Source organism: Aminobacter aganoensis (genome assembly GCF_014206975.1).
In the GTDB taxonomy this organism is placed as follows: Bacteria; Pseudomonadota; Alphaproteobacteria; order Rhizobiales; family Rhizobiaceae; genus Aminobacter; species Aminobacter aganoensis.
Window position 1 is genome coordinate 1 of record NZ_JACHOU010000033.1, and the last position, 19,569, is coordinate 19,569.

19 protein-coding genes and 1 pseudogene are annotated in these 19,569 nt (G+C 59.2%); 10 read left to right on the top strand and 10 right to left on the bottom strand.

From position 1 onward, the window contains the following. The 3 genes from GGR00_RS27590 to GGR00_RS27600 all read right to left on the bottom strand — a co-directional run. Positions 1 to 421 (bottom strand): NYN domain-containing protein (locus GGR00_RS27590; RefSeq protein WP_184702702.1); only part of this gene is annotated, 421 nt, incomplete at its 3' end. A gap of 452 nt (positions 422 to 873) precedes the next feature. Then, positions 874 to 1,134, bottom strand: a complete 261-nt coding sequence (locus GGR00_RS27595; protein ID WP_184702704.1) for a hypothetical protein — start codon at positions 1,132 to 1,134, stop codon at positions 874 to 876. 65 nt (positions 1,135 to 1,199) lie between these two features. Beyond that, positions 1,200 to 1,952, bottom strand: a complete 753-nt coding sequence (locus GGR00_RS27600; RefSeq protein ID WP_281389346.1) for a thermonuclease family protein — start codon at positions 1,950 to 1,952, stop codon at positions 1,200 to 1,202. Between the two features lie 564 nt (positions 1,953 to 2,516). Between GGR00_RS27600 and GGR00_RS28645 the strand changes: the two are divergent. After that, positions 2,517 to 3,008: pseudogene (locus tag GGR00_RS28645) on the top strand (T6SS phospholipase effector Tle1-like catalytic domain-containing protein); the annotation flags it as partial. Between the two features lie 141 nt (positions 3,009 to 3,149). Further along, positions 3,150 to 3,821, top strand: coding sequence for a T6SS phospholipase effector Tle1-like catalytic domain-containing protein (locus GGR00_RS28650; protein WP_343065662.1), 672 nt, complete (start codon positions 3,150 to 3,152; stop codon positions 3,819 to 3,821). A 701-nt stretch (positions 3,822 to 4,522) separates the two neighbouring features. Here the strand turns inward: GGR00_RS28650 and GGR00_RS27610 are convergent. Both GGR00_RS27610 and GGR00_RS27615 read right to left on the bottom strand, forming a co-directional pair. Beyond that, positions 4,523 to 5,227 (bottom strand): aquaporin, encoded by a 705-nt coding sequence (locus GGR00_RS27610; RefSeq protein WP_184702705.1) that lies wholly within the window; start codon positions 5,225 to 5,227, stop codon positions 4,523 to 4,525. 114 nt (positions 5,228 to 5,341) lie between these two features. Then, complete coding sequence (locus GGR00_RS27615) at positions 5,342 to 5,959, bottom strand: amino acid synthesis family protein (RefSeq protein ID WP_184702707.1); 618 nt, start codon at positions 5,957 to 5,959, stop codon at positions 5,342 to 5,344. Between the two features lie 229 nt (positions 5,960 to 6,188). Here GGR00_RS27615 and GGR00_RS27620 point away from each other — a divergent pair, with 229 nt between their 5' ends. Together GGR00_RS27620 and GGR00_RS27625 are read left to right on the top strand one after the other, a co-directional pair. Then, on the top strand, positions 6,189 to 7,706 hold the full coding sequence (locus tag GGR00_RS27620; protein ID WP_184702709.1) for a CoA-acylating methylmalonate-semialdehyde dehydrogenase: 1,518 nt from the start codon (positions 6,189 to 6,191) through the stop codon (positions 7,704 to 7,706). Between the two features lie 212 nt (positions 7,707 to 7,918). Continuing rightward, the gene (locus GGR00_RS27625) at positions 7,919 to 8,311 is read left to right on the top strand and encodes a type 1 glutamine amidotransferase family protein (RefSeq protein ID WP_184702711.1); all 393 of its coding nucleotides are present in this window, start codon (positions 7,919 to 7,921) and stop codon (positions 8,309 to 8,311) included. A gap of 111 nt (positions 8,312 to 8,422) precedes the next feature. Here the strand turns inward: GGR00_RS27625 and GGR00_RS28455 are convergent, their stop codons facing one another. Together GGR00_RS28455 and GGR00_RS27635 are read right to left on the bottom strand one after the other, a co-directional pair. Then, positions 8,423 to 9,322 (bottom strand): LysR substrate-binding domain-containing protein, encoded by a 900-nt coding sequence (locus GGR00_RS28455; protein WP_184702713.1) that lies wholly within the window; start codon positions 9,320 to 9,322, stop codon positions 8,423 to 8,425. Between the two features lie 223 nt (positions 9,323 to 9,545). Next, positions 9,546 to 10,367 (bottom strand): IclR family transcriptional regulator, encoded by an 822-nt coding sequence (locus GGR00_RS27635; RefSeq protein ID WP_184702722.1) that lies wholly within the window; start codon positions 10,365 to 10,367, stop codon positions 9,546 to 9,548. Positions 10,368 to 10,763: 396 nt separating this feature from the next. Between GGR00_RS27635 and GGR00_RS27640 the strand changes: the two genes are divergently transcribed. From GGR00_RS27640 to GGR00_RS27660, 5 genes are read left to right on the top strand one after another with little or no spacing between them, the layout of a single operon-like run. Beyond that, the gene (locus tag GGR00_RS27640) at positions 10,764 to 11,903 is read left to right on the top strand and encodes a branched-chain amino acid ABC transporter substrate-binding protein (RefSeq protein WP_246441716.1); all 1,140 of its coding nucleotides are present in this window, start codon (positions 10,764 to 10,766) and stop codon (positions 11,901 to 11,903) included. Between the two features lie 13 nt (positions 11,904 to 11,916). After that, complete coding sequence (locus tag GGR00_RS27645; protein WP_184702726.1) at positions 11,917 to 12,831, top strand: branched-chain amino acid ABC transporter permease; 915 nt, start codon at positions 11,917 to 11,919, stop codon at positions 12,829 to 12,831. 2 nt (positions 12,832 to 12,833) lie between these two features. Further along, positions 12,834 to 13,976, top strand: a complete 1,143-nt coding sequence (locus tag GGR00_RS27650) for a branched-chain amino acid ABC transporter permease (RefSeq protein ID WP_184702728.1) — start codon at positions 12,834 to 12,836, stop codon at positions 13,974 to 13,976. Next, positions 13,973 to 14,746 carry an ABC transporter ATP-binding protein gene (locus GGR00_RS27655; protein WP_184702731.1) on the top strand — a complete coding sequence of 258 codons (774 nt, stop codon included), beginning with the start codon at positions 13,973 to 13,975 and terminating at the stop codon, positions 14,744 to 14,746. The genes GGR00_RS27650 and GGR00_RS27655 overlap by 4 nt, the downstream gene beginning before the upstream one ends. Next, positions 14,743 to 15,459 carry an ABC transporter ATP-binding protein gene (locus GGR00_RS27660; RefSeq protein ID WP_184702733.1) on the top strand — a complete coding sequence of 239 codons (717 nt, stop codon included), beginning with the start codon at positions 14,743 to 14,745 and terminating at the stop codon, positions 15,457 to 15,459. Before GGR00_RS27655 ends, GGR00_RS27660 begins: the two co-directional genes overlap by 4 nt. A gap of 276 nt (positions 15,460 to 15,735) precedes the next feature. On the opposite strand, the gene GGR00_RS27665 is transcribed toward GGR00_RS27660, so the two are convergent. The 3 genes from GGR00_RS27665 to GGR00_RS27675 form a co-directional block, all read right to left on the bottom strand. Beyond that, a complete protein-coding gene (locus tag GGR00_RS27665) occupies positions 15,736 to 15,951 on the bottom strand; it encodes a hypothetical protein (RefSeq protein WP_184702735.1) in 216 nt (71 codons plus the stop codon). Between the two features lie 478 nt (positions 15,952 to 16,429). Then, on the bottom strand, positions 16,430 to 17,050 hold the full coding sequence (locus GGR00_RS27670) for a cupin domain-containing protein (RefSeq protein ID WP_184702737.1): 621 nt from the start codon (positions 17,048 to 17,050) through the stop codon (positions 16,430 to 16,432). 51 nt (positions 17,051 to 17,101) lie between these two features. Beyond that, entirely contained in the window at positions 17,102 to 17,458 is a 357-nt protein-coding gene (locus GGR00_RS27675; protein WP_184702739.1) for a hypothetical protein, read from the bottom strand. 27 nt (positions 17,459 to 17,485) lie between these two features. Between GGR00_RS27675 and GGR00_RS27680 the strand changes: the two genes are divergently transcribed. After that, entirely contained in the window at positions 17,486 to 19,204 is a 1,719-nt protein-coding gene (locus tag GGR00_RS27680) for a winged helix-turn-helix domain-containing tetratricopeptide repeat protein (protein ID WP_184702747.1), read from the top strand. Positions 19,205 to 19,569: the final 365 nt, after the last annotated feature.

Sequence of the window (19,569 nt, forward strand, 5' to 3'; positions counted from 1 at the left end):
TAAAGCGTCGACAGGCCTGGCGGAAACTCTCCGGCGTCTTCTGCTCTCCGAAGCCGAAGACATCGACACCCTGCTCGCGGATACGCGCCGCCAGCCGGGTAAAATCGCTGTCGGACGAGACCAGGCAGAAGCCGTCGAAGCGACCACTGTGCAACAGATCCATCGCATCGATCACCAAGGTGATGTCGGATGCGTTCTTGCCAGTTGTATAAGCGAACTGTTGCTGCGGGATGATTGCGTGCCGTGCCAGGACATCGATCCAGGCTTTCGATCTCGGGCTGGCGAAATCGCCATAGATGCGCCGGACGCTGGCCTCGCCAATCTTTGCGATCTCATCGAAAAGACCATCGACGATCTTCGCCGACGCATTGTCTGCATCGATCAGTACAGCGAGGCGCGGGGAGCGACTATGATTAGCCATCACTGGAGAACCTTTCAGCCGGGAGCTGTTTGCTCGCCTATCGCGCGTTTCGTTGAACAGCTGACCCTAAAAGCCGATTCACAGTTCAATTGAGTTCTGAGCTTAAGGGCAAGCCGTTGACGTGCGGATGGTGCTCCAAAAGATGTCTGCTAACACCGTCCGCGGCTGGAAACTTGTCAGTCCGCCCCCGGAACGTCATTGCCATCGCAATGAAGCCACGGTTCCGCAACTCGCACCTCTGTCAGTGGCAGTGCACCGACCCTGCGCTGTTGTCCATGTGGCAGCACTGCCCGGGTGGCGAGCTCTTGCGGCAACCTCCACCATGGGCTGCCGCGGATTCCGACATCGCCACGAGGGCTAGTACGATAAGAAGTGTTGGCTTCAATCCCAATGCCTGCTCCCTCGCAAGAGGCCAGTGCGACCGCGTAAACAACCACGCGTGACGAAATTTGCTATTTGACACCGCAACGTCCCTTCAGACGAGCGATCTCTGGTTCATGGGTGTCGTTGCCGCCTAGCGGAACGCCGATCATGAATACGCCCCAAGCATCCTTGTTGGCGGTGCGCTGTTGGCGCGCCGTGATGTCGGCCAGGCGGTCGCGGTCGGCCTGTGTGCACTGCCGTCCATCGTATGCAGCAGCCTTGATATTGGATGGCGGAGTTGCGCAGCCAGCGAGATACGCCAGCAGAACGATTGGCAATACTGACTTCACGAAATCCCCCCGGATTTAGTTCATCCTTGCTTGCCGTTTGAGGTTCGTCAAGACATGCAAGGGGATCATCTTTTGGCCTTACGCCAGCCTGCTTGCTTTGCTTCTGCCTCCGAGCAGAACCATCGCTCGCCTTTTCTCTCCGAAATCTTGGTCTGGCGATAGAATTTTTGCCCAGGGACGTGGTAGATGCGCTCGCCCTCCGCACTGACGTTTCCTTTGATGTCGCACGACGACGACCCTAGGAGTGCGAAGCTCGGGCTTGGCGCCACGGACGTTGGCGCGACGTCTTCGGTGTGATCTGCCCGCCAATCCCACGGTTTCTGAAACTGCCCCTGCCAAATTCCGCGCTTGGCATCTTTTGCCGCGCTTTGTTGGCCACCATATTCGAGCTTGGAATATCGCGGCCAATCGAGTGCGTGTCCATTCTCGACAAGCCAACCGGCAACGGATTTGCCATCGGCGCGAAAGCAGTTGCCTACAAAACGGTCATATTGATCCCACTCGACGAATGCACACTTGACGGGCCTAGATGCTGCCAGGAACTGGTCGAGTGCCCGCGCGGCGGTGCGACCGCAGGCGTAATCAAAGCCCGTTGCGTCCTGACAGTACTGGGAGCTCTCTGGGGCATCGATCCCATTGAAGCGGACGCGCTGGCCAGCGACCTCGATGGTGTCGCCGTCGATCACCGAGGCGCGGCCTTGAATGGTTCCGGGAGCCGTACGGGGCGTGCTCGGACCCAAACTGTCGAGCATTCTGCCGAACTGACCACCACTTCGTTCGACAGCCTGATAGGCGAAGATCCCTCCGACAATGGCCAACGTTGGAACCAGTTTTCGCACAGCATAGGGCAGTCCGCGCCGTCTTTGACGCATCCTCCGCGGCAGCTTTCTTGGTGGTTGGCTCCCCCAGCCTGTCAAAGTCTCTCCTGATCGCGTCGTGCACTTGGCCAGGTAAAGGTCATCTCGGGTGCATTGCCGAGATTTTCGCCCAGGCGTCTGAATGCCGCAAGATTCTTCAAATCGCCTGACGAAGCGCGACACACGTCGTCGGATGGTCCGCGTCCAGCCCGTAAGCATTCCGCCACCTGCTGGAGGAGGCACCTTTAAGATTGGTTCCAATGATGACTCAATGCGCAATCTTGAAGAAGAGCAGAGGACTGTTGGTTAACTTGCTGCATGGGCGTAGTTTTACGCAGAACTAAACGCACATGATTCGATGGCATTGGAAAGAGAGGGTGTGGATTTGGCAAAGCTGATTCTGATCTTCTCCGACGGAACTGGGCAGGTCGGGGGCCTTCGTCCTGACCAACGGCTGTCGAACGTTTACAAGCTGTACCGCGCGATGCGGCCTGGCCCAGATTCGTCGATCAGCCCGCGCAGCAAGTCGCCTTCTATGACCCTGGTTTAGGCGCCGGCGAGACAGACGGAATCAGCTTCCGCAGAATCAGGAACACGCTCTCTGCCGCGGTCGGTACGGGCATCGATCAGAATGTCATAGACTGCTACGCATCGATAATCGCCAGCTATCAACCGGGCGACAAAATCTGCCTCTTCGGCTTCAGCCGAGGAGCCTACACCGTCCGCTCGCTGGCGAACGTCCTCAATCTATGCGGAGTACCGACCAATGGATCTGACGGGAGACCCGTGCCGCGTTACGGGCCGAAACTGCGCAAGATTGCTTCAGACGCTGTCCGGTACGTGTATAATCACGGAGCCGGTTCCAAACGGTCGCTATATGAGGAAGAGCGCGAGGAAAAGGCTAGGCGCTTCCGCGAAAAATACGGCTCTGAAGGCGTGGGCGCGGAAGGGGAGTCGCAAGGCAACGTGCAGCCTACCTTCATTGGGGTCTTCGACACGGTCGCGGCTCTCGGCAGCCGACAAGCAACGCTCCTGGCGGTCGGCGGCTTCGTTCTACTTCTTCTGCTGACCTGTTGGGTTTCAACGGTAGCACCGTGGTGGATCACAGTGCTGCTTGCGCTGGTTCCGCTCGCCGCCGCCTACTGGACGATCCTGGTGATGGCAGGGCAGGTGAAGTACTTCTTTACGGACCCAGACCGGAGGGCGCGCCTCTGGAATCCATTCGACTGGTTCGCCATCGTGCGCCACGGACATGTCGCATGGTGGTCGGGTAAAAACTACGATCGCTATGTCGACCGCGAGGTTCGCTTCCTGCGTCATGCGCTCGCGATCGACGAGTCGCGCCTGAAGTTTCCTCGCGTGTCTTGGGGCCGCAGCGTAGATGTCGATTGGAACGACAATCGCGGAAACTACGATTGGATGAAGCAAGTATGGTTCGCTGGCAATCACTCCGATATCGGTGGAAGCTATCCCGAGGAGGAATCGCGGCTTTCCGACATTGCGTTGCATTGGATGCTGGACGAGTTGAAGGCTGCGATCCCCGAAGTACAGATACGATCAGAAGTGCTCGTCACCTCGTCCGATCCGCTCGGGCTCCAATATGACGAGCGCGAGGGCTTCCTGAACAGTCAACCTGCGCTGCTCCGTTGGCTGACTCGCGACAGCTTAACCTGGACGACGCAGCCGAGGAACATTGAAGACGGAGTGACACTCCACCCGTCGGTGATCGCGCGCTTTGAGGCGGACGCCGTCCCACAGATGGGGGAAGTGAAAGCCTACCGCCCCCCGAACCTGCACGGCCATTCCCTGGTCGGCAGGTTCTACACATAGGAGGTAACCAGAGGCGGCAGCGGCATTGCTTTGGCTCGGCCCGCCTCCCGTCGATGATCTTGCCGGTGATTTCGTCATAAAGGCTCGTCCGGCTCTCGCCAGCGCGAGCGGGGCGGTCTTTGTGGACATCGCCGATCTCCGCGCCGGGCGCCGGGAGGTTCTCTCCCAACCACCAACCCGTCACGGCAATGCAGCCAACACTCTAACTCTATGGCGCGTTGCGGGGTTTCCCCGCAGAAGGGGGTGGCCGAGACAGAGGTTCGGCCGCAGGGGAAGGCGTCCCCCTCAAAGCCAACGGCCGATCTTGAAGATCTCCCGTTTGTCTTCCTTCCTCGACATGCTCGGGACGATGAAGTCGCGCCGCAGCCAGGCAAGCGATCTCAGTGATTGCACTGTCGGGTGTCCAGATGGGGCACGGTTGCCATCAGCATCTGGTCAGGCAATGGGAAGCATGCAGGCGGAAAGGCATGGATCAGGCCTACACACAGTCGGCAGGAGACCATGCCCAAGCTGGCCGCGACGCATGGGGCCAGCTTTCCGCGCTCATGCCCGCCGGACCCATGACGTTGCGGTCCCCGTGATGTCCTGAAGCCCGTCAGTGCACCGGCGGGCTGGGCTATCCCCGCCGGGTCTGGGCAGCCTCTGGAAGGCTAGCGTTGCGCCCATTACCGGGCGGGAAGGGGAACTCTTCGAAAGAGAGCCTACGCTGCCGCGGTGAGAGAAGCAGTGGTGCGGCGGGCAGCCAGTCCGGCTAGAAGTCCTCCGATCACTGGCGCGGCCAGAAAGAGTGGCAGTTGCTTGAGGGCATTTCCACCAACGAAGACCGCCGGACCAAAACTGCGAGCAGGGTTGAAAGAAGCGCCGCTGACGTTGATAAAGGCCAGGAGCAGAACCACAACCGTCAGACCGATTGCCATGCCGGCAAATTTGCTATGAGCCTCGTCGCGCGTTGCCAGAAGGACAATGTAGCAAAGGACAAAAGTCCCGATTATTTCCACGGTGAAGGCTGCGCTAGCTGAAAATTCACCCAAGTAGCCCTCGCCCCATCCATTCTGGCCCAGGCCCGCGACGGCCAGGTCGTATCCAGAAAGCTTGCCCGCGAGGATGATTGCCAAGATACCGGCGCCGATCGTTGTGCCCACGAATTGCGCGATGATGTATCCGAACAACTGCGATTGCGGCAGGCGTCGGGCAGAGAAAGCTGCGATGGTGACGGCGGGATTGAGGTGGCATCCAGAGATTGGGCCCAGGGCATAGGCAAGTCCGACGACAGCAAAACCAAACGCCAGAGCGATAGCGACCAGGCCGACAGGTCCGCTACTGCCAAAGTTCGTCAATGCGACCGATCCACATCCCAAGATGATGAGAATGGCTGTTCCCACGAGTTCGGCAATATATTTGTTCACAGGAGTGTCCCTACAAAACGGCCTCTCCAGGTAACGGAAAAGGCACACCGATGTGCCACCGGGGTTCAGCCCGGCGGTTTGCGGATGTCAGCGATATGCGCGACGGATCTTAGGCTACTTTGCCGAGCTTTTGATCTCAGCGACCAACTCGGCCACGCGTTCAGCGCTTGCGCCCTGGACGCGCGCGTTGACGCGGGTCGTGCCGAAGCCAACAAAGAGCGCAATCTCATTTGGGGCTGGGGCACCAGGGATCGACACGGTCGTGGCATCCATGGCGTCGTAGTCCCAAGCGTCATCTGCGCCACCGAAAATCACGTCGATCGACGCGCCTGCGGAGCCGACCTTGGCGTTGCCGGGGATAAGGGCCGGACCAGCACCGAGACCCCTGCGCATTGCGAGCCCGATACGTGGATGGATCAGCGCGGCGCCATGTTCAGACTCACCATCGGTTCCGACGACAACGGCCTTGCCGTAGGCACGCGGCCGCTCGAGACCGGCGAAGCGCGCCAGCACCTTCTTGGTGAGGAGCGCTCCGACTTCGACCGAAATCTCGGCGAGACGCGCCAGGTCCTCGTTTGAAGCCGCGCCTTGGCCGGCGAAAGGATTTTTGAATACTGCTCCGGCGACGACGTGCCGGGTGGGGCGGTCTGCCGGCCTGCCGGCTTCGCTCAGGATTTCACGCTCGATTAGAGTGATTTGCCGGATGTCTACGGATACCGCGTTGTCTGACATGCTTTCCTCCTTCAGCAGCTAGTTACGCCCACGAGATGAGACGCTGACAGCACGTTTATTGTGCCGGGTGGATCGTGTCAGGCTGCAAGAACGCATGGCGGCTTGCGGTTTTGCCGGCTGATTTCGGCGCCGCAAAACGTATCCTTCACGCGCAAACAAAAGCCGGCGCCTGAGACACGCACCACTGCTTGGCGTCGTTGTTCCGGACATTGCGCAGGAGGAATGGATAATGGAGCATACCGCAAATCTCGAACCGATCCAGATAGGACACTGGATCAATGGAAAGCTGTCCGAGACGACATCTGATCGCCTTTCGGACGTTTTCGATCCAGCAACAGGCGCTGTCAGCGGTCGCGTCAACCTTGCGAGCGCAGGTGACGTCGACGCGGCTGTGGCCGCCGCAAAATCGGCATTTCCCGCCTGGGCCGATACGGCGCCGCTGCGCCGCGCCCGCATTCTGTTCAAGTTCAAGGAACTGCTGGACAAGAACCACGACCGTCTTGCCGAGATCATCACGCGAGAACACGGCAAGGTCTTCTCCGACGCGAAGGGCGAGGTGACCCGAGGCATCGAGGTGGTCGAGTTCGCCTGCGGGATTCCGAACCTCCTCAAATCCGAGTTTACCGACAATATCGGTGGTGGTATCGACAACTGGAATTTGCGTCAGCCCCTCGGCGTCGTGGCCGGCGTGACGCCGTTCAATTTTCCAGTGATGGTGCCGATGTGGATGTTCCCGGTGGCGATCGCGGCCGGCAATACGTTCGTACTCAAGCCGTCGGAGCGCGATCCCTCTGCGAGCCTCCTACTGGGCGAATTGCTGAAGGAAGCCGGCCTGCCCGACGGCGTGTTCAACGTGGTGCAAGGCGACAAGGTCGCTGTTGACGCTCTGCTCGCGCATCCCGATGTCGAGGCGCTTTCCTTCGTCGGCTCAACCCCCATCGCAGAGTATATCTACACGGAGGGCACTCGTCATGGAAAGCGCGTCCAGGCGCTTGGTGGCGCGAAGAACCATCTCGTGGTCATGCCAGACGCCAACCTCGACCAGGCCGTCGATGCATTGATAGGCGCTGCCTACGGCTCGGCCGGCGAACGCTGCATGGCGATTTCGGTGGCAGTTACCGTTGGCGACGTCGCTGATGAACTGGTGCCGCGGCTGGCGGAACGGGCACGCACGCTCGTGATCGGCAGCGGCCTGAATGGCGCGGTCGAGATGGGACCGTTGGTGACCAGCGTCCACAAGGCCAAGGTTGAGGGCTATATCGCGACCGGCGTCGAAGAAGGAGCGGCGCTCATCATCGACGGACGTGGCCACAAGGTCGAGAACCATGACGAAGGGTTCTTCGTCGGCGGCACGCTGTTCGACCACGTCAGCCCGGAGATGAAAATCTACAAGGAGGAGATCTTCGGCCCCGTGCTTTGCGTCGTTCGCGTCAAGGATTTCGCCGAGGCGGTCGCACTGATCAACGCGCACGAATTCGGAAATGGCGTTGCGCTCTATACAAGTGACGGCGCCGTCGCACGGGCGTTTTCGCGGCAGATAAAGGTTGGCATGGTCGGTATCAACGTTCCGATCCCGGTGCCGATGGCCTGGCACTCATTCGGCGGCTGGAAGCGTTCGCTGTTCGGTGATCACCATGCCTATGGTGCGGAAAGCATTCGCTTCTACACGCGTTACAAGAGCATCATGCAGCGCTGGCCGGACAGCATCGCCAAGGGTGCGGAATTCACCATGCCGGTCGCCAAGTAAGACGGCGACATGCTGCCTGCCGCTCGATTGAGTGTCAGGCAAAGCCTGTGAACTCGCGTGTCGCCGTGCCTGGTGCGGCGGCACGCTCTTCGTATCTGTGTCGGACAGGATAATGCGATGATTGATGCAGCGTCGGCCATTGATGGCGGTCATCTCCTACCCGGAGATCTCGCGCGCCTGCGGCATATGGCGCGACCGTCGCACCGACAGGCGTGAAGGAAATTGGCTTTGCTCCGGTTGAACTCACCCATGCGGGCGCAAACGGTCCTCTTCGACACTTGGCCAATGTCGCGGTGTTGCACTGGCATGGCGAAGGCTTCGAACTTCCCGACGGAGCCGAGTTGTTGGCGACCACTGCGGTTGCCAATCAGGCCTTCGCTGTCGGAAGCAGGGTGCTTGGCCTTCAGTTTCACGCCGAGGCAGATACCAGCCACGAGTTCGAAGCCTGGTTGATCGGACACTCGGCCGAATTGGCTGCTGCCGGTATCGATCCCAGACAGATACGCGCCGATGCCCGTGAGCACGGGCCGGCACTACGCGAGGCTGGAAGAGCCGTTTTCGCTGAGTGGTTAAGCCAGATTGCAGGTCCTGATACATACGCCTGACAACCAGCCCAAGGCCGGGTGTTGCTTTCCCTTCAAGACCGGAGAAAGCCTCATTGGCGAAGTCCCCGAGTTGAGGCTGCCCGTGGCCGGGTCACCATTGAAGCTATCTTCTCAATGGCTGGCAGTTTCACCGAGATAGGTAACGAGGGAGTCATATACCGCGCGGATATGCGGCAGGAACTGGAGATCTTGCTGAACGCTGATAAACAGGGGCACCTCGACGTATCGATCGGGAATCAGGCGCTTCAGCCCTAACGTTTCCGCGCGAGCATAGGGGGGAAGCATGACGATCCCGAGCCCTTCTTCTGCGGCAAACATTTGCGAGAACATGCTGGTCGCCCTGAATCCGATCCGCGCGCTAGGGATGATGTCTTCCAGCCAACGGGCGGAGGGAAGATATATCGGATCATCTATGTACCCGATGAACACGTCATTCGCGAGATCTTCAGGTGCAGCGACGCGGCGGCCGAGAAGATAGTTGTCGCTGGCGTAGAGGTGGAAGTGAACATCTGCAACCTTACGGGTTGCAAGAGAAGCCGCTGGCGGCTCGAAAAAGCTCACAAAGACGTCTGCTTCTCTCCGGGCGAGATCAACATAATTCGAGGTTGTTATGAGATGAACTTCGATCTGCGGGTGAACACCTGCAATAGCCTTCACCGAGCGCGAGATGAGCATCGACCCTACGCCCTCCATCGAGGCGACGGTGACAACGCCACTGACTGCCTGGCCTTGTGTGGCGAGCCCCTGAATTTCAAGTAGTGCGGCTTCCATTCGTTCGACGCGGGAGAATATCTGTCGGCCAAGATTGGTGGGTGCGAGACCTTGGCGGTTACGCTTGAACAGCGTTCCGCCGGTACTGAATTCTACCTGCGCCAGGCGCCGGCTCACCGTCGATTGGTCGACGCCAAGCCTGCGGGCTGCCGCAAGGAGCGTCCCCGCCCGAGCAACTTCAAGCACAACTCGAAGATGGTCCCATCCGAGTTGCGTGAGAGGTAGGTGCTTTGAGGTCACCTTTCACATCCCTTCCCAGTTCTCTGCGATGTCGTCCCGTGACCGCAACTGCCTTCAGTCGCGCCGGCGGTCGCTGTCGATAGACCTGTTTTCGGCCGGCAAGAACCAAGCAAACAATATCAGTTGCACTTGGGCCAATTGCGGTGATCCGTCTCATCTACCGGCATCGCTCAATAAGTATTAAGCTGATCGAGAGTCGGCGAAGGTGGAGATCCGCCGGGACCTAACCACCCTGTCGCCATGACAAGCCTCCTGAAGTGGGTGGGGTTTTCTGGCTTTCCGACAGTGCAAAAGCAAATCGTCGAATGAAATCCCCAGCCTCGTCCGCCTTCGCCTGGCTCATGTCAGAGCGCAGAAACGAGATGGCTGCAGCGGCTTCGGCGCGTTGTCCCTCCCACGCAAGAATTGGCGCACCTGCCGACCACATGTGATCGCGCGTCTCGCCATCGTCAACGGAGTATCCGCGCTTCCGGATGTGATCGAGTTGCCGCAGAAGCTGCTCGACATTCGGGACGCTGGCTGGCGTCAGATTGGCGAGATCATGTTCTGCATAGAAGTCTCTTACCTCTTCGTTCGACATCGTGCTGAGAAGCGCCTTTCCGGTTGCTGTGCAGCAGGCGGGCAGTCGCATTCCGAGACGGAAGGTGATGCCCAGTGCATGCGGGCTGTTGCGACAGGCGATGTAAACCACATGGGGTCCGTCCAAGACGGCGAGAACCGCAGCTTCCTCGTGAAACTGAGCATGCTGATCCCAGATTGAGTAAAACTCCGCCGGGAGATCCGCGCTTTCAATGCGGGCATGGGCAAGTCCGACAACCCGCAGCCCTAACCTGTAGCTGCCATTTGGCAGGCGCTCGAGATATCCGGCTGAGATGAGCGTCGCCAAAAGCCCGTGCGCGGAACTCTTCGCGATATCCAGTCGCTCTGCAATCTCGGTCATGGTGATGCTGCGGCCTGCCTCGGCTATGAGGTCGAGAATCTTCAGGCCTCGCGTCAAAGCGGGCGCGAGATCCTGCCGCGGCTGCTTCCTTCCATTGTCGGTCATTCATCCTCCCAGTCCATGCGTCGATGCAAGGTGGCTTGCCGTAATGCAGGGTTGCGATGCAGCGCAGGACATTGACAACGACGGTGAACATGCCAGAATTCACCGTATAGAACTTAGTTCGATATGTCGAACTTAAAGACATGTCAACGCGAAATCAAGAACAAAACGTCCGATTATGGGTCGAATGGAGAGTTGGTGCGTAGCTGAAATGTATCAGTGTCGCACATCGCGGAGGGTATGTAATATTCATTTGCCTTGTGCAATAGGTGTTATTATCAGGCAACGCGTAATGTCGGGCAAATATTTAATACGGTAGTCAAATAGATTGTATTTTAACGAAAGGGCTACCGGCTTATCAACATAGCAGTAGGGAGGATGAAAATGTTTATACGTGCAATGATCGCTGCTGCCGTCATGTTCGGCGGCGTTGCAACGGCAAGTGCTCAAACAAAGGAAACCGTCAAGATTGCCTTTATCGGACCGATGTCCGGCGGCAATTCCGCTGCCGGCATCGGTGGCCGCAACTCGGCGGAGCTTGCGGTGCGTCTCAGGAACGCCGACCCCGCCTCCAAATACAACTATCAGCTTGTCCCCATGGACGACGAGTGCAAGCCGAATGTCGGTATCCAGGTCGCCACGCGTGTATCGACTGATCGCAGCATCGTAGCTGGCGTTACGCACTATTGCTCCGCCGTCGCCATCGCCACGGTCGACGTCTACCATCGGTTCCGCCTGCCGGTTGTCGTGTGGGGAGCAATTCTTCCTGCGATCACCTACGGCAACGAACATAAGGAAATCCATCGCGTAAATGGTTCGATGTTGGATGAAGTACGCGCCTCGACCAGCTTCCTGACCGGACTCGGCTACAAGAAGTGGGTCATCGTCCACGACACGACGGACTACGGAAACGGGTTCCTGCGCTTCTTCAAGGAACGGATCGCCGAGACGAACGCGGAGATCGTGTCGAGCTTCGGAGTCAGCGCCGACCAGCAGGATTTTTCAGCCGAACTGCTGAAGATCAAGGGGATTCAGCCGCAGATCGTTGTCTTCGCCGGGCTCACGCCACTCGGCGTGCGCATCCGCTCGCAGATGGAGCGGCTCGGCGTCGACATCCAGTATGCTGGTGTGTCGGGCATCATGTCCGCTTCCTATGTCGAGGCGCTCGGCGCGACTGCCGAGGGCACGGTCTCTGTCCATAACGGCGCGCCGGCCGAAAGCCTTCCTGGCGGACGGATGTTTGTCGAGCAGTACGGCAAGGCCGGCTTCACCGATCCGGCAGAGCCTTATGGTCCTTACGCTTTCGTCGCCGCCAGCCTCATCATGGACGCGGTGGAAGAAGTCGGGCCCGACCGTGAGAAGGTGCGCGATGTCCTCAACGCGACCAAGGATCATGAGAGCGTCGCCGGCCCGATCACCTTCGATGATCACCGCCACCATGCTGTCGCCTCGACTAAATACGTCGCGCAAGACGGCCACTGGGTCCGCTGGGAAGATAGCCTCTATGCAAGCGGCCAGCGCCACCTGAAGGGCCAATAGGGGAGGGCGGACTATGGCTATCCTGTTCGAATACCTCTTCAACGGCGCCGTCCTCGGCATCATGTACGCGCTCGTCGCCGTCGGCTTCACGCTGTTCTTCGGGGTGCTGGACATCATCAAGTTTTCCCATGGTGATGTCCTGACATTGGGTGCCTTTTCGGGGCTGGTGTCCTTTCTCGCTCTCCAGTCCCTCGGGCTGGACCTGCCGGTCGTCGGACTGGTGGTTGTGCTCGCCGCCGCCTGCATCGTCACAGGCGCGGTCGGCGCGCTGATCGGCCAGGCCTTCATTATCCCGATGCGCAACGCTTCGGGGTTCAACATCCTTCTGATGACACTGATGATCGGCACCGGCATTCGCGAGGCCATCCGGCTGTTCTATCCCAACGGTGCCAATCCCAAGGCTTTCCCGGCATTGCTGCCAAAGACCCCCATCGAAATCGGCGGGGTGTTCTTCCGGCTCGACAGCATCGTGCTGCTCGGTCTCGGGTTCGGCGTCATCCTTCTGACCAACTGGCTGATCCGGCATACCAAGCTCGGCCTGGCCATCCGGGCGGTTGCACAGGACGGCGATACGGCGCAGGCCATGGGAATTCCCTTCAAGACCATCGTGCTCGCGACCTTTGCCCTCGGCTCGGCGCTTGCAGGTATCGCCGGCGTCATGCACGGCATCTACTACAGCGAGATCAACTTCAGCGTCGGCCTTCTTCTCGGCGTCATCGGCTTCTCGGCGGCGGTCGTCGGCGGCCTAGGTAGTATCTGGGGAGCGATCATCGGCGGCTTCACTTTCGCCGCCCTGCAGACGCTGTGGGTCGTCGTTTTCCCTGATGCAAGCGGTTACCGCGATGTCTTCGCCTTCACCGCGATCATCATTGCCATGACGATCTGGCCGACCGGCATCATCGCCGAACGCTACAGCGAGCGGGTGTAATCATGAAGTTGACGAATCTCACAACGTCATTTGCGGTTGCCGCCATCGGCACACTGCTTACCGGCGTCATTCTCGTCGCGGAAAATCAGTGGGCGGTCATTGGCGCGCTGCTCGCTGCCGCGGCTCTGTCCATCGTTCTGGCAAGGTTGAAGATCGGAATGGTCTTGGCCTCGGTCCTCAACGAGTCGTCCGCATGGGTGGCGCTTCTCATACCGCTTGGCGGCGTCATCATCGGTTTTGCGCTGCATGAGGAAGATTTCGTGCTGATGATGCTTGCGACCGTGCTGATTTACGGGCTTGCCTGCGTCGGCCTGACCATCCAGTTCGGATATGCAGGCGTCATCAACTTCGCGGGCGCCGCCTTCTTCGGGATCGGCGGATACACCGCCGCCCTCCTCGGCGAATGGGGCATTCCCTCGCTTTTGATCATCGTTGCGGGCGGCATGGTCGCTGCGGCAATCGGATGTATCCTGATCCTGCCCGTCCTGAGGACCAAGGGGCACTATGCGGCTCTTATCACCATCGCCTTCGGGTTGCTGTTCCGCAGCTTCCTGGAAGTGAACCACACTCTCGGCGGACCCCAGGGGCTGAAAGTCGAAGGCGCATCTGTGGCCGGGCATTCCCTGTTAGACGGGATCCAGTTAGGCTCGTTCCAGGCGTCCTTCTACCTGAACTACGTGCTCCTCGCCCTTGGCGTCTTCACGATATGCTTCATTCTGGCGCGCAATCTCGAAAAGAGCTGGATCGGCGTGAATTTCGACGCCGTCCGCGAGGACCCGATCGGTGCTTCCGTATTCGGCGTCAATGTCGCCTATTGGCGGATCATGGCCTTCGTCATCGGAAACTTCGTGATCGGCCTTGCCGGGGCAATCTTCGCCATGATGCAGAACTTCATAGCGCCCAGCAATTTCACCTTCTCGGATTCGCTCATCATGCTGTCGATCATCGTGCTTGGCGGGCTCGGCAATCTCTGGGCCATCTTGCCCGCTGCGATCCTGGTCGTGGTGATGCCTGAGAAACTGCAGGAGATTGGCGAGTTTCGCATCCTGGTGTTCGCCGTGCTTGTCGTCCTCGTCCTCAGGTTCCGCCCGAGTGGTTTGTTTCCTCGCGCTCTACGCAAGTTCAGAAGGGAGGTGGCCCAATGAGCCATCTATTCTCCGCGCGGGACGTCTCCGTAAGGTTCGGCGGCCTACAGGCGCTCGACAAGCTGTCCCTTGACGTCGACGAAGGCACGATCATCGGCCTCATAGGTCCTAACGGCTCGGGAAAGACCACCTTTTTCAATGCGCTGACGGGCCTGTGCCAGACAGCCGGTGGTCAGCTTCTCCTCGATGGCACCGACATCACCGGGCTCGAGCCTCGCCACGTCTACAGCCGCGGCGTCACACGGACATTCCAGCGCTCACGCCTGTGCCTTTCGCTATCGGTCTTCGATAATGTGGTGATCGGGCGCCAGAACAGTCTCGACCTCAACATTGTAAGCAACTTGCTGCAGCGCGGGCGGTTCAACGCAGCAGTTCGCGAAAATCACGAACGGGTGCGCGCGTTGCTCGCAACCTTCAGCGAAATGCTCGCCGGACGCATCTTCGATCCTCTGCATAGCCTGAACATGATTGACCGACGCCGGATCGAGGTCTGCCGCGCGCTCGTGGCCGAGCCGCGTTTGCTCCTGCTCGATGAACCGTCCGCCGGCATGACGCCCGACGAGACGCACGAGTTCATGGACGACATCCTCAAGGTGAGGAGCAACAACCCGCGCATGAGCATCATCATCATCGAGCACGAAATGGACCTCATGCGGCGCGTCGCGGAGCGCTGCATCGTCCTCAACTACGGCCGCAAGGTTGCCGACGGCACGTTCGACGCCGTGGTGGCCGATCCGTGGGTACAGGAGGCCTATCTGGGAACGTCATGACCGGAAATCTCGAAACCAAGAATATTTCTGCCGCCTATGGCAATGCGCAGGTGCTCAACGGTGTTTCCATCGTCGCCAGGCCCGGCGCGATTACTTGCATTCTCGGAGCAAACGGCGCCGGCAAGACCTCGCTTATCCGGGCGATCATCGGCCTCTTGCCAACCATCGATGGCAGTGTGGAGTTGGATGGAACACCGCTCTCCAGCCTCCGTCCGCACGCCCGGGTGGCGCATGGTGTGGGATGCGTCCCCGAAGGCCGCAAGCTCTTCCCCAAGATGACCGTAGAAGAGAACCTGCGGGTCGGCGCCTACCTGATGCAAGACAAGCAACTCATTCAAAAGCGTCTGACGAAGGTCTACGAGACCTTCCCGCGCCTCGCCGAGCGCAAGCAGCAGTTTGCTGGAACGATGTCCGGCGGCGAGCAGGCGATGGTTTCGATCGGCAGGGCATTGATGAGCGAACCTCGTATCCTGTTGATCGATGAGCCTTCGCTTGGGCTTTCACCGGCGCTGGTACGGGATTCGTTCGCCATTATCCGCGACATCAACAAGTCGGGTATCTCGATCTTGTTGGTGGAGCAGAACGTCCGACAGACACTCGCAATTGCCGACTATGGCTATGTCATTAGCCAGGGCAAGGTCGTCGCACGCGGCACATCGGAAGAGCTCCTAAACGACGAGGAGATGAAGCGCGCCTATTTCGGCATACAGTAGCAATGAGGTGGAAGCATCTACCATCATCCTTCCCGCCGGCAGGTCTAGCCTGCCGGCAGGCCGGTGATCACGAGCGTCGTCGTGAGTGGGCCGCGAAGCGCGCGTCCAAGCTAGGAAGGCGGTCTTTGTCGGAGGACAGGAGACAATGGTGGGCCGTCAGGACGAGGGCGCCGCTGCAAAAGGGGGAGCGTCCGGCCACATACAGAGAGTTGCGATCAGCGGCCCGACAATCTAGCCGACGCCGTGGAATCAATAGTGATGGCCTGCATGCCATGGTCAGTGTTCGTGAAAGGCTCGGTACGCAGCCTCGATGTCTTCGACCTGTGAGGGCGCATTGTGCCTTGTTCCGTCTCCGTTGAAGGCGTTTTTGATGAACTCGCCAATGACTGCGTCCCAGCCATCGGCACGTGCCGGGTTGATGGCGATTTCGGGAAAACGATCGGGAAGGAGCAGGTCCGCTTGCACAAGTCCCCAGACATCGGTCGCATCCAATGTGAAGCGGGCCAGACGTCCCTTCGCCGTAACGGTGGACCTTGAGTGACACACCGCTGCCGCTTCCCTACAATTGAGCCCTGTCTGAGCCAAGCCTAAGATCAAACGGCGATGCTTGTCGGGTGGTCGCGTCCGGTCGCTTTGCCTACGGCACCAACTATTATGGCAAGGCGTACTGATTGGCGGTGGCCGTCAAATGCGTTTGACGAGGCGCTGCGGACTGTACCCGAAGAGCGGCGCAATTTGCGGACGGCAGCTTGCGGGAACCGGTTGAATGTTCGTAACGCGATTAGGTCCGCAGCCGATCGGCAGCTATTCGTTGAACTCACCCTGATTGCGGACAGGCGGCTCGCGGCCCCGATGCGGCAACGCAGGAAGCAACCGCGGCTCCGCGAAAGCGCATTCTTTCCACTGACCCAAACCTGCCCTCTCCTGCACGTACTGGATAAGGGCAGGAGCCCTGTGCTACCAAGGTGCCTCAATCAAAGCTGGCCCGCGACGAGAACGGCCGATTGGCGTCGACTACGAATATGGCGAACTGGTCGAGATCGGTCGTGCCAGCGCTGAACACTTCCATCGGCGTGTCGGCGCCATGCCCGACCATGCTTGCGCCAGCCTCGGCGTAGGTCACCCCGTGCGGGGTCCTCTGACCCATTCTTCCGGCCAGCACATAGAAAGCCTCGGGCCCCGGATGGGTGTGTATCTGTGTCTTGACGCCGGGCGCCCCTCCGGCGCGATTGACGCGCAACAAATACTCGCTTGCGCTGACCGCCGGTATAGGGCCGATCTCAGCGACCTTGCTCCCTCCGGCAGTGGCGCCGTCCTTCGGTCCAAGTGTGAACATCCAGACCTTACCTGCAACTTGCGCCACAAGCGAAGTCGAGCTGGCAGTACCCTCAGCTTCGTTCAACGTCGGGAAGTTTTCCAGCCTCCAATACAATGCTCCGGTTGGCAGTTTTCTCACTCTTTTCTCGACGACAGGCTCAACGACGAACTTAGCTTCTTGTGCGGACGCTGAAGGTGGGGTCGTCGACGCAAAAGCGAATACAGAGCATATGAGCACGCTGACCGCGCGCACGCTGCAAGATTGCGGTCTCATGTTGGGTTCTCCTTTCGATGCAACATGTCCTCAATTTCGTTCGGCAGCGCTTCAGGAGGGTCCGCGTGTGTCGCGCTTAATGACCGGAACAAAGAGATACTTCACGGTGCGTTCCTTCATCAGCAAGAAGGCCTTTGTCGCATCCATATCGGGGGTGGCGGCCGTCCGAGTGCAAAGATAGAAATCGTCTCTTGTGGACCGCACGATGCGAGGGTCGCCTTCGCTGACTTGTTCCCTGATGCTGGCAACAAAAAAGCCGTCTGGATTTGGACGGACGTCGTCCAGTGAAGCAGCCTCGTTGCTGTGGTCAGGACCACAGAGCTTCGCGACGCGGCTATCCGCTGCTGCAGGAGATTGCGTTGCGGCAACAACAGCAGCAAGCGCTGCAAAGAAAACCGTCGGTTTCATGTCATCCTCCTGTGCTGGTGAGCTCGCTTGGAAGAAGCGGCCGAATTGGCTAAACTAGGAAGCCTCGGGGGTGGAGAAATGTCCCGAAAGGTTGCCGAAATTCACCCGAAATCTGCCGAAACGATCAGGCTTGGCGCATTTGTGTTTGAGCGGGGCAGCAACCGACTTCATACCGCAGAAGGGAGAGAGGTAGACCTTCGCAGCCAGTCGCTCGAGGTTCTCTCTGTGTTGGCTGCGCGACCCGGCGACATTCTGTCCAAGGACACGCTGATGCAGGCAGTCTGGCCCGACACTTTCGTCACCGACGACAGCCTCGTTCAGTGTATTGCCGATATTCGCCGCGCGCTGAACGACAACCGCCATATGATCGTGGAGACCTTGCCCAAACGAGGCTACCGGTTGAATGCCGATGCTTCACACGAACATAAGCCGACAACCTTGGCCAATGCCTTGCAGGCGGGAGGCTCGCGCCGCAGGCTGGTTCTTGCCGCCCTCATTCTCGTTGCGGCAGCAATCAGCAGTTACTACGGCGCGGAGTTGTGGCGCACCGCGCCGGTTCGCTCGCGTGACATGCCGAGGATTGCGGTTCTTCCCTTTGACGACTTCAGCGCGGGGGCGGACAAAGGATATTTCAGCGATGCCGTCGCCGAGGGGATCATCACCGAACTTGCGCGGAGTAATACCTATTTTGTCATAGCCCGGAACTCGAGCTTCAGGTACCGCGACGAGAAGACTGACATTAGGCAGATCGGAGACGAACTCGGCGTCGACTACCTGCTGGAAGGCAGTCAGCAGAAGATTGGAGATCGGTTGAAAGTGACCGCTCAGTTGCTGGATGCGCGTGACGGATCGCATGTCTGGGCCAATACGTATGATCAGGAGATCGGTGATCTTTTCGTTGTCCAGGAGAAGATCATCCGCACGCTTGCGGATCGGGTCGGGCGCAGGATCGAGCGACCGTTGCCGCAAAGCGATACAGCGCAAGTGAGCGCACTCCGATATTTTCTGATGGGGGTCGCCGATCTCGAAAAGGATTTCTCCGCCGCCGGAAATGAGCTGCTGCGGCAGTTCAGCCTCAAAGCCATCGCAGCGGATCCCAGCTCCCATTTCGGCTATCTCGGGATGGCTTGGTCTTATCGCCACGATGCCGTTTTCTGGCACGCGCAGGAGCCAGACCATGAAGAGGCATTGAAGCGGGCCGCAGAATACGCTGACAAGGCCATGCTGCTCGCTCCGGACGCCGCCGGTGTGCATGGTGTCCGCGCCAAGATACATCAGGAAGCCGGCGAGTTGGAGGAAGCACTTTCCAGGTATGATCAGGCGATAGCACTGAACCCCAGCGATTCTGACATTCTCGTCAACAGTGCCGGAGTCCTGCTGAATATTGGTCGCACCGACGAAGCGATTGATCGCATCAAGCAAGCTATGGGCATCGATCCTTTCCACCCTGATTGGTTCCACTGGGATATGGGCTGGGCTCTTTGGGAAAAGAACGATTGCGGGGCCGCGCTGACTGCGATGCGGAAAATGTCCAGAATCCCGAGCGGTGCAAATCGCATGCTTGCTGGCATCCATGCCTGTCTGGGAAACAAACAAGAGGCTCGGAAAGCGCTTGCAGCCTTCCTCAAAGACTCCCCGGGGGACTCTATCGGCAAACACCGCAAGCAATGGGAAAAGACCATGACACCCGGAAGCCTGGATCGCTGGATCAAAGACATGCGGTTCGCGGGCCTGCCAGAGCAGTGACGAACCCCGTGCGCCGCAGGAGCGGCGCGGAGGGTTACTTGCCATAGAGTTATGAAACCAATCAGCCGCACCCGGGTGATGAACCGACGGCGGAAAATCCGAGTTCTACCTGATCCACTTCTGCGCAACAGCTGTGACCGGTCGCAGAATGCAGCCAAATCGCGCTCAACGTCGGAAATGTGCCGGATATCGAACAGCAACTTATGGCATAGGGCATGTCTCTGCCAAAACCGGACAGACCGGTATCGGCCCCAGAAACTCCAGTTCAATGGTGCAGTTGGTCACGACCGCTGCTTGGGCTTCGCTGATGCCTGCTTGTTGCGGATGCGCATGCCCCGCCCTTCCGAATGTTCGATCTCGAAGGC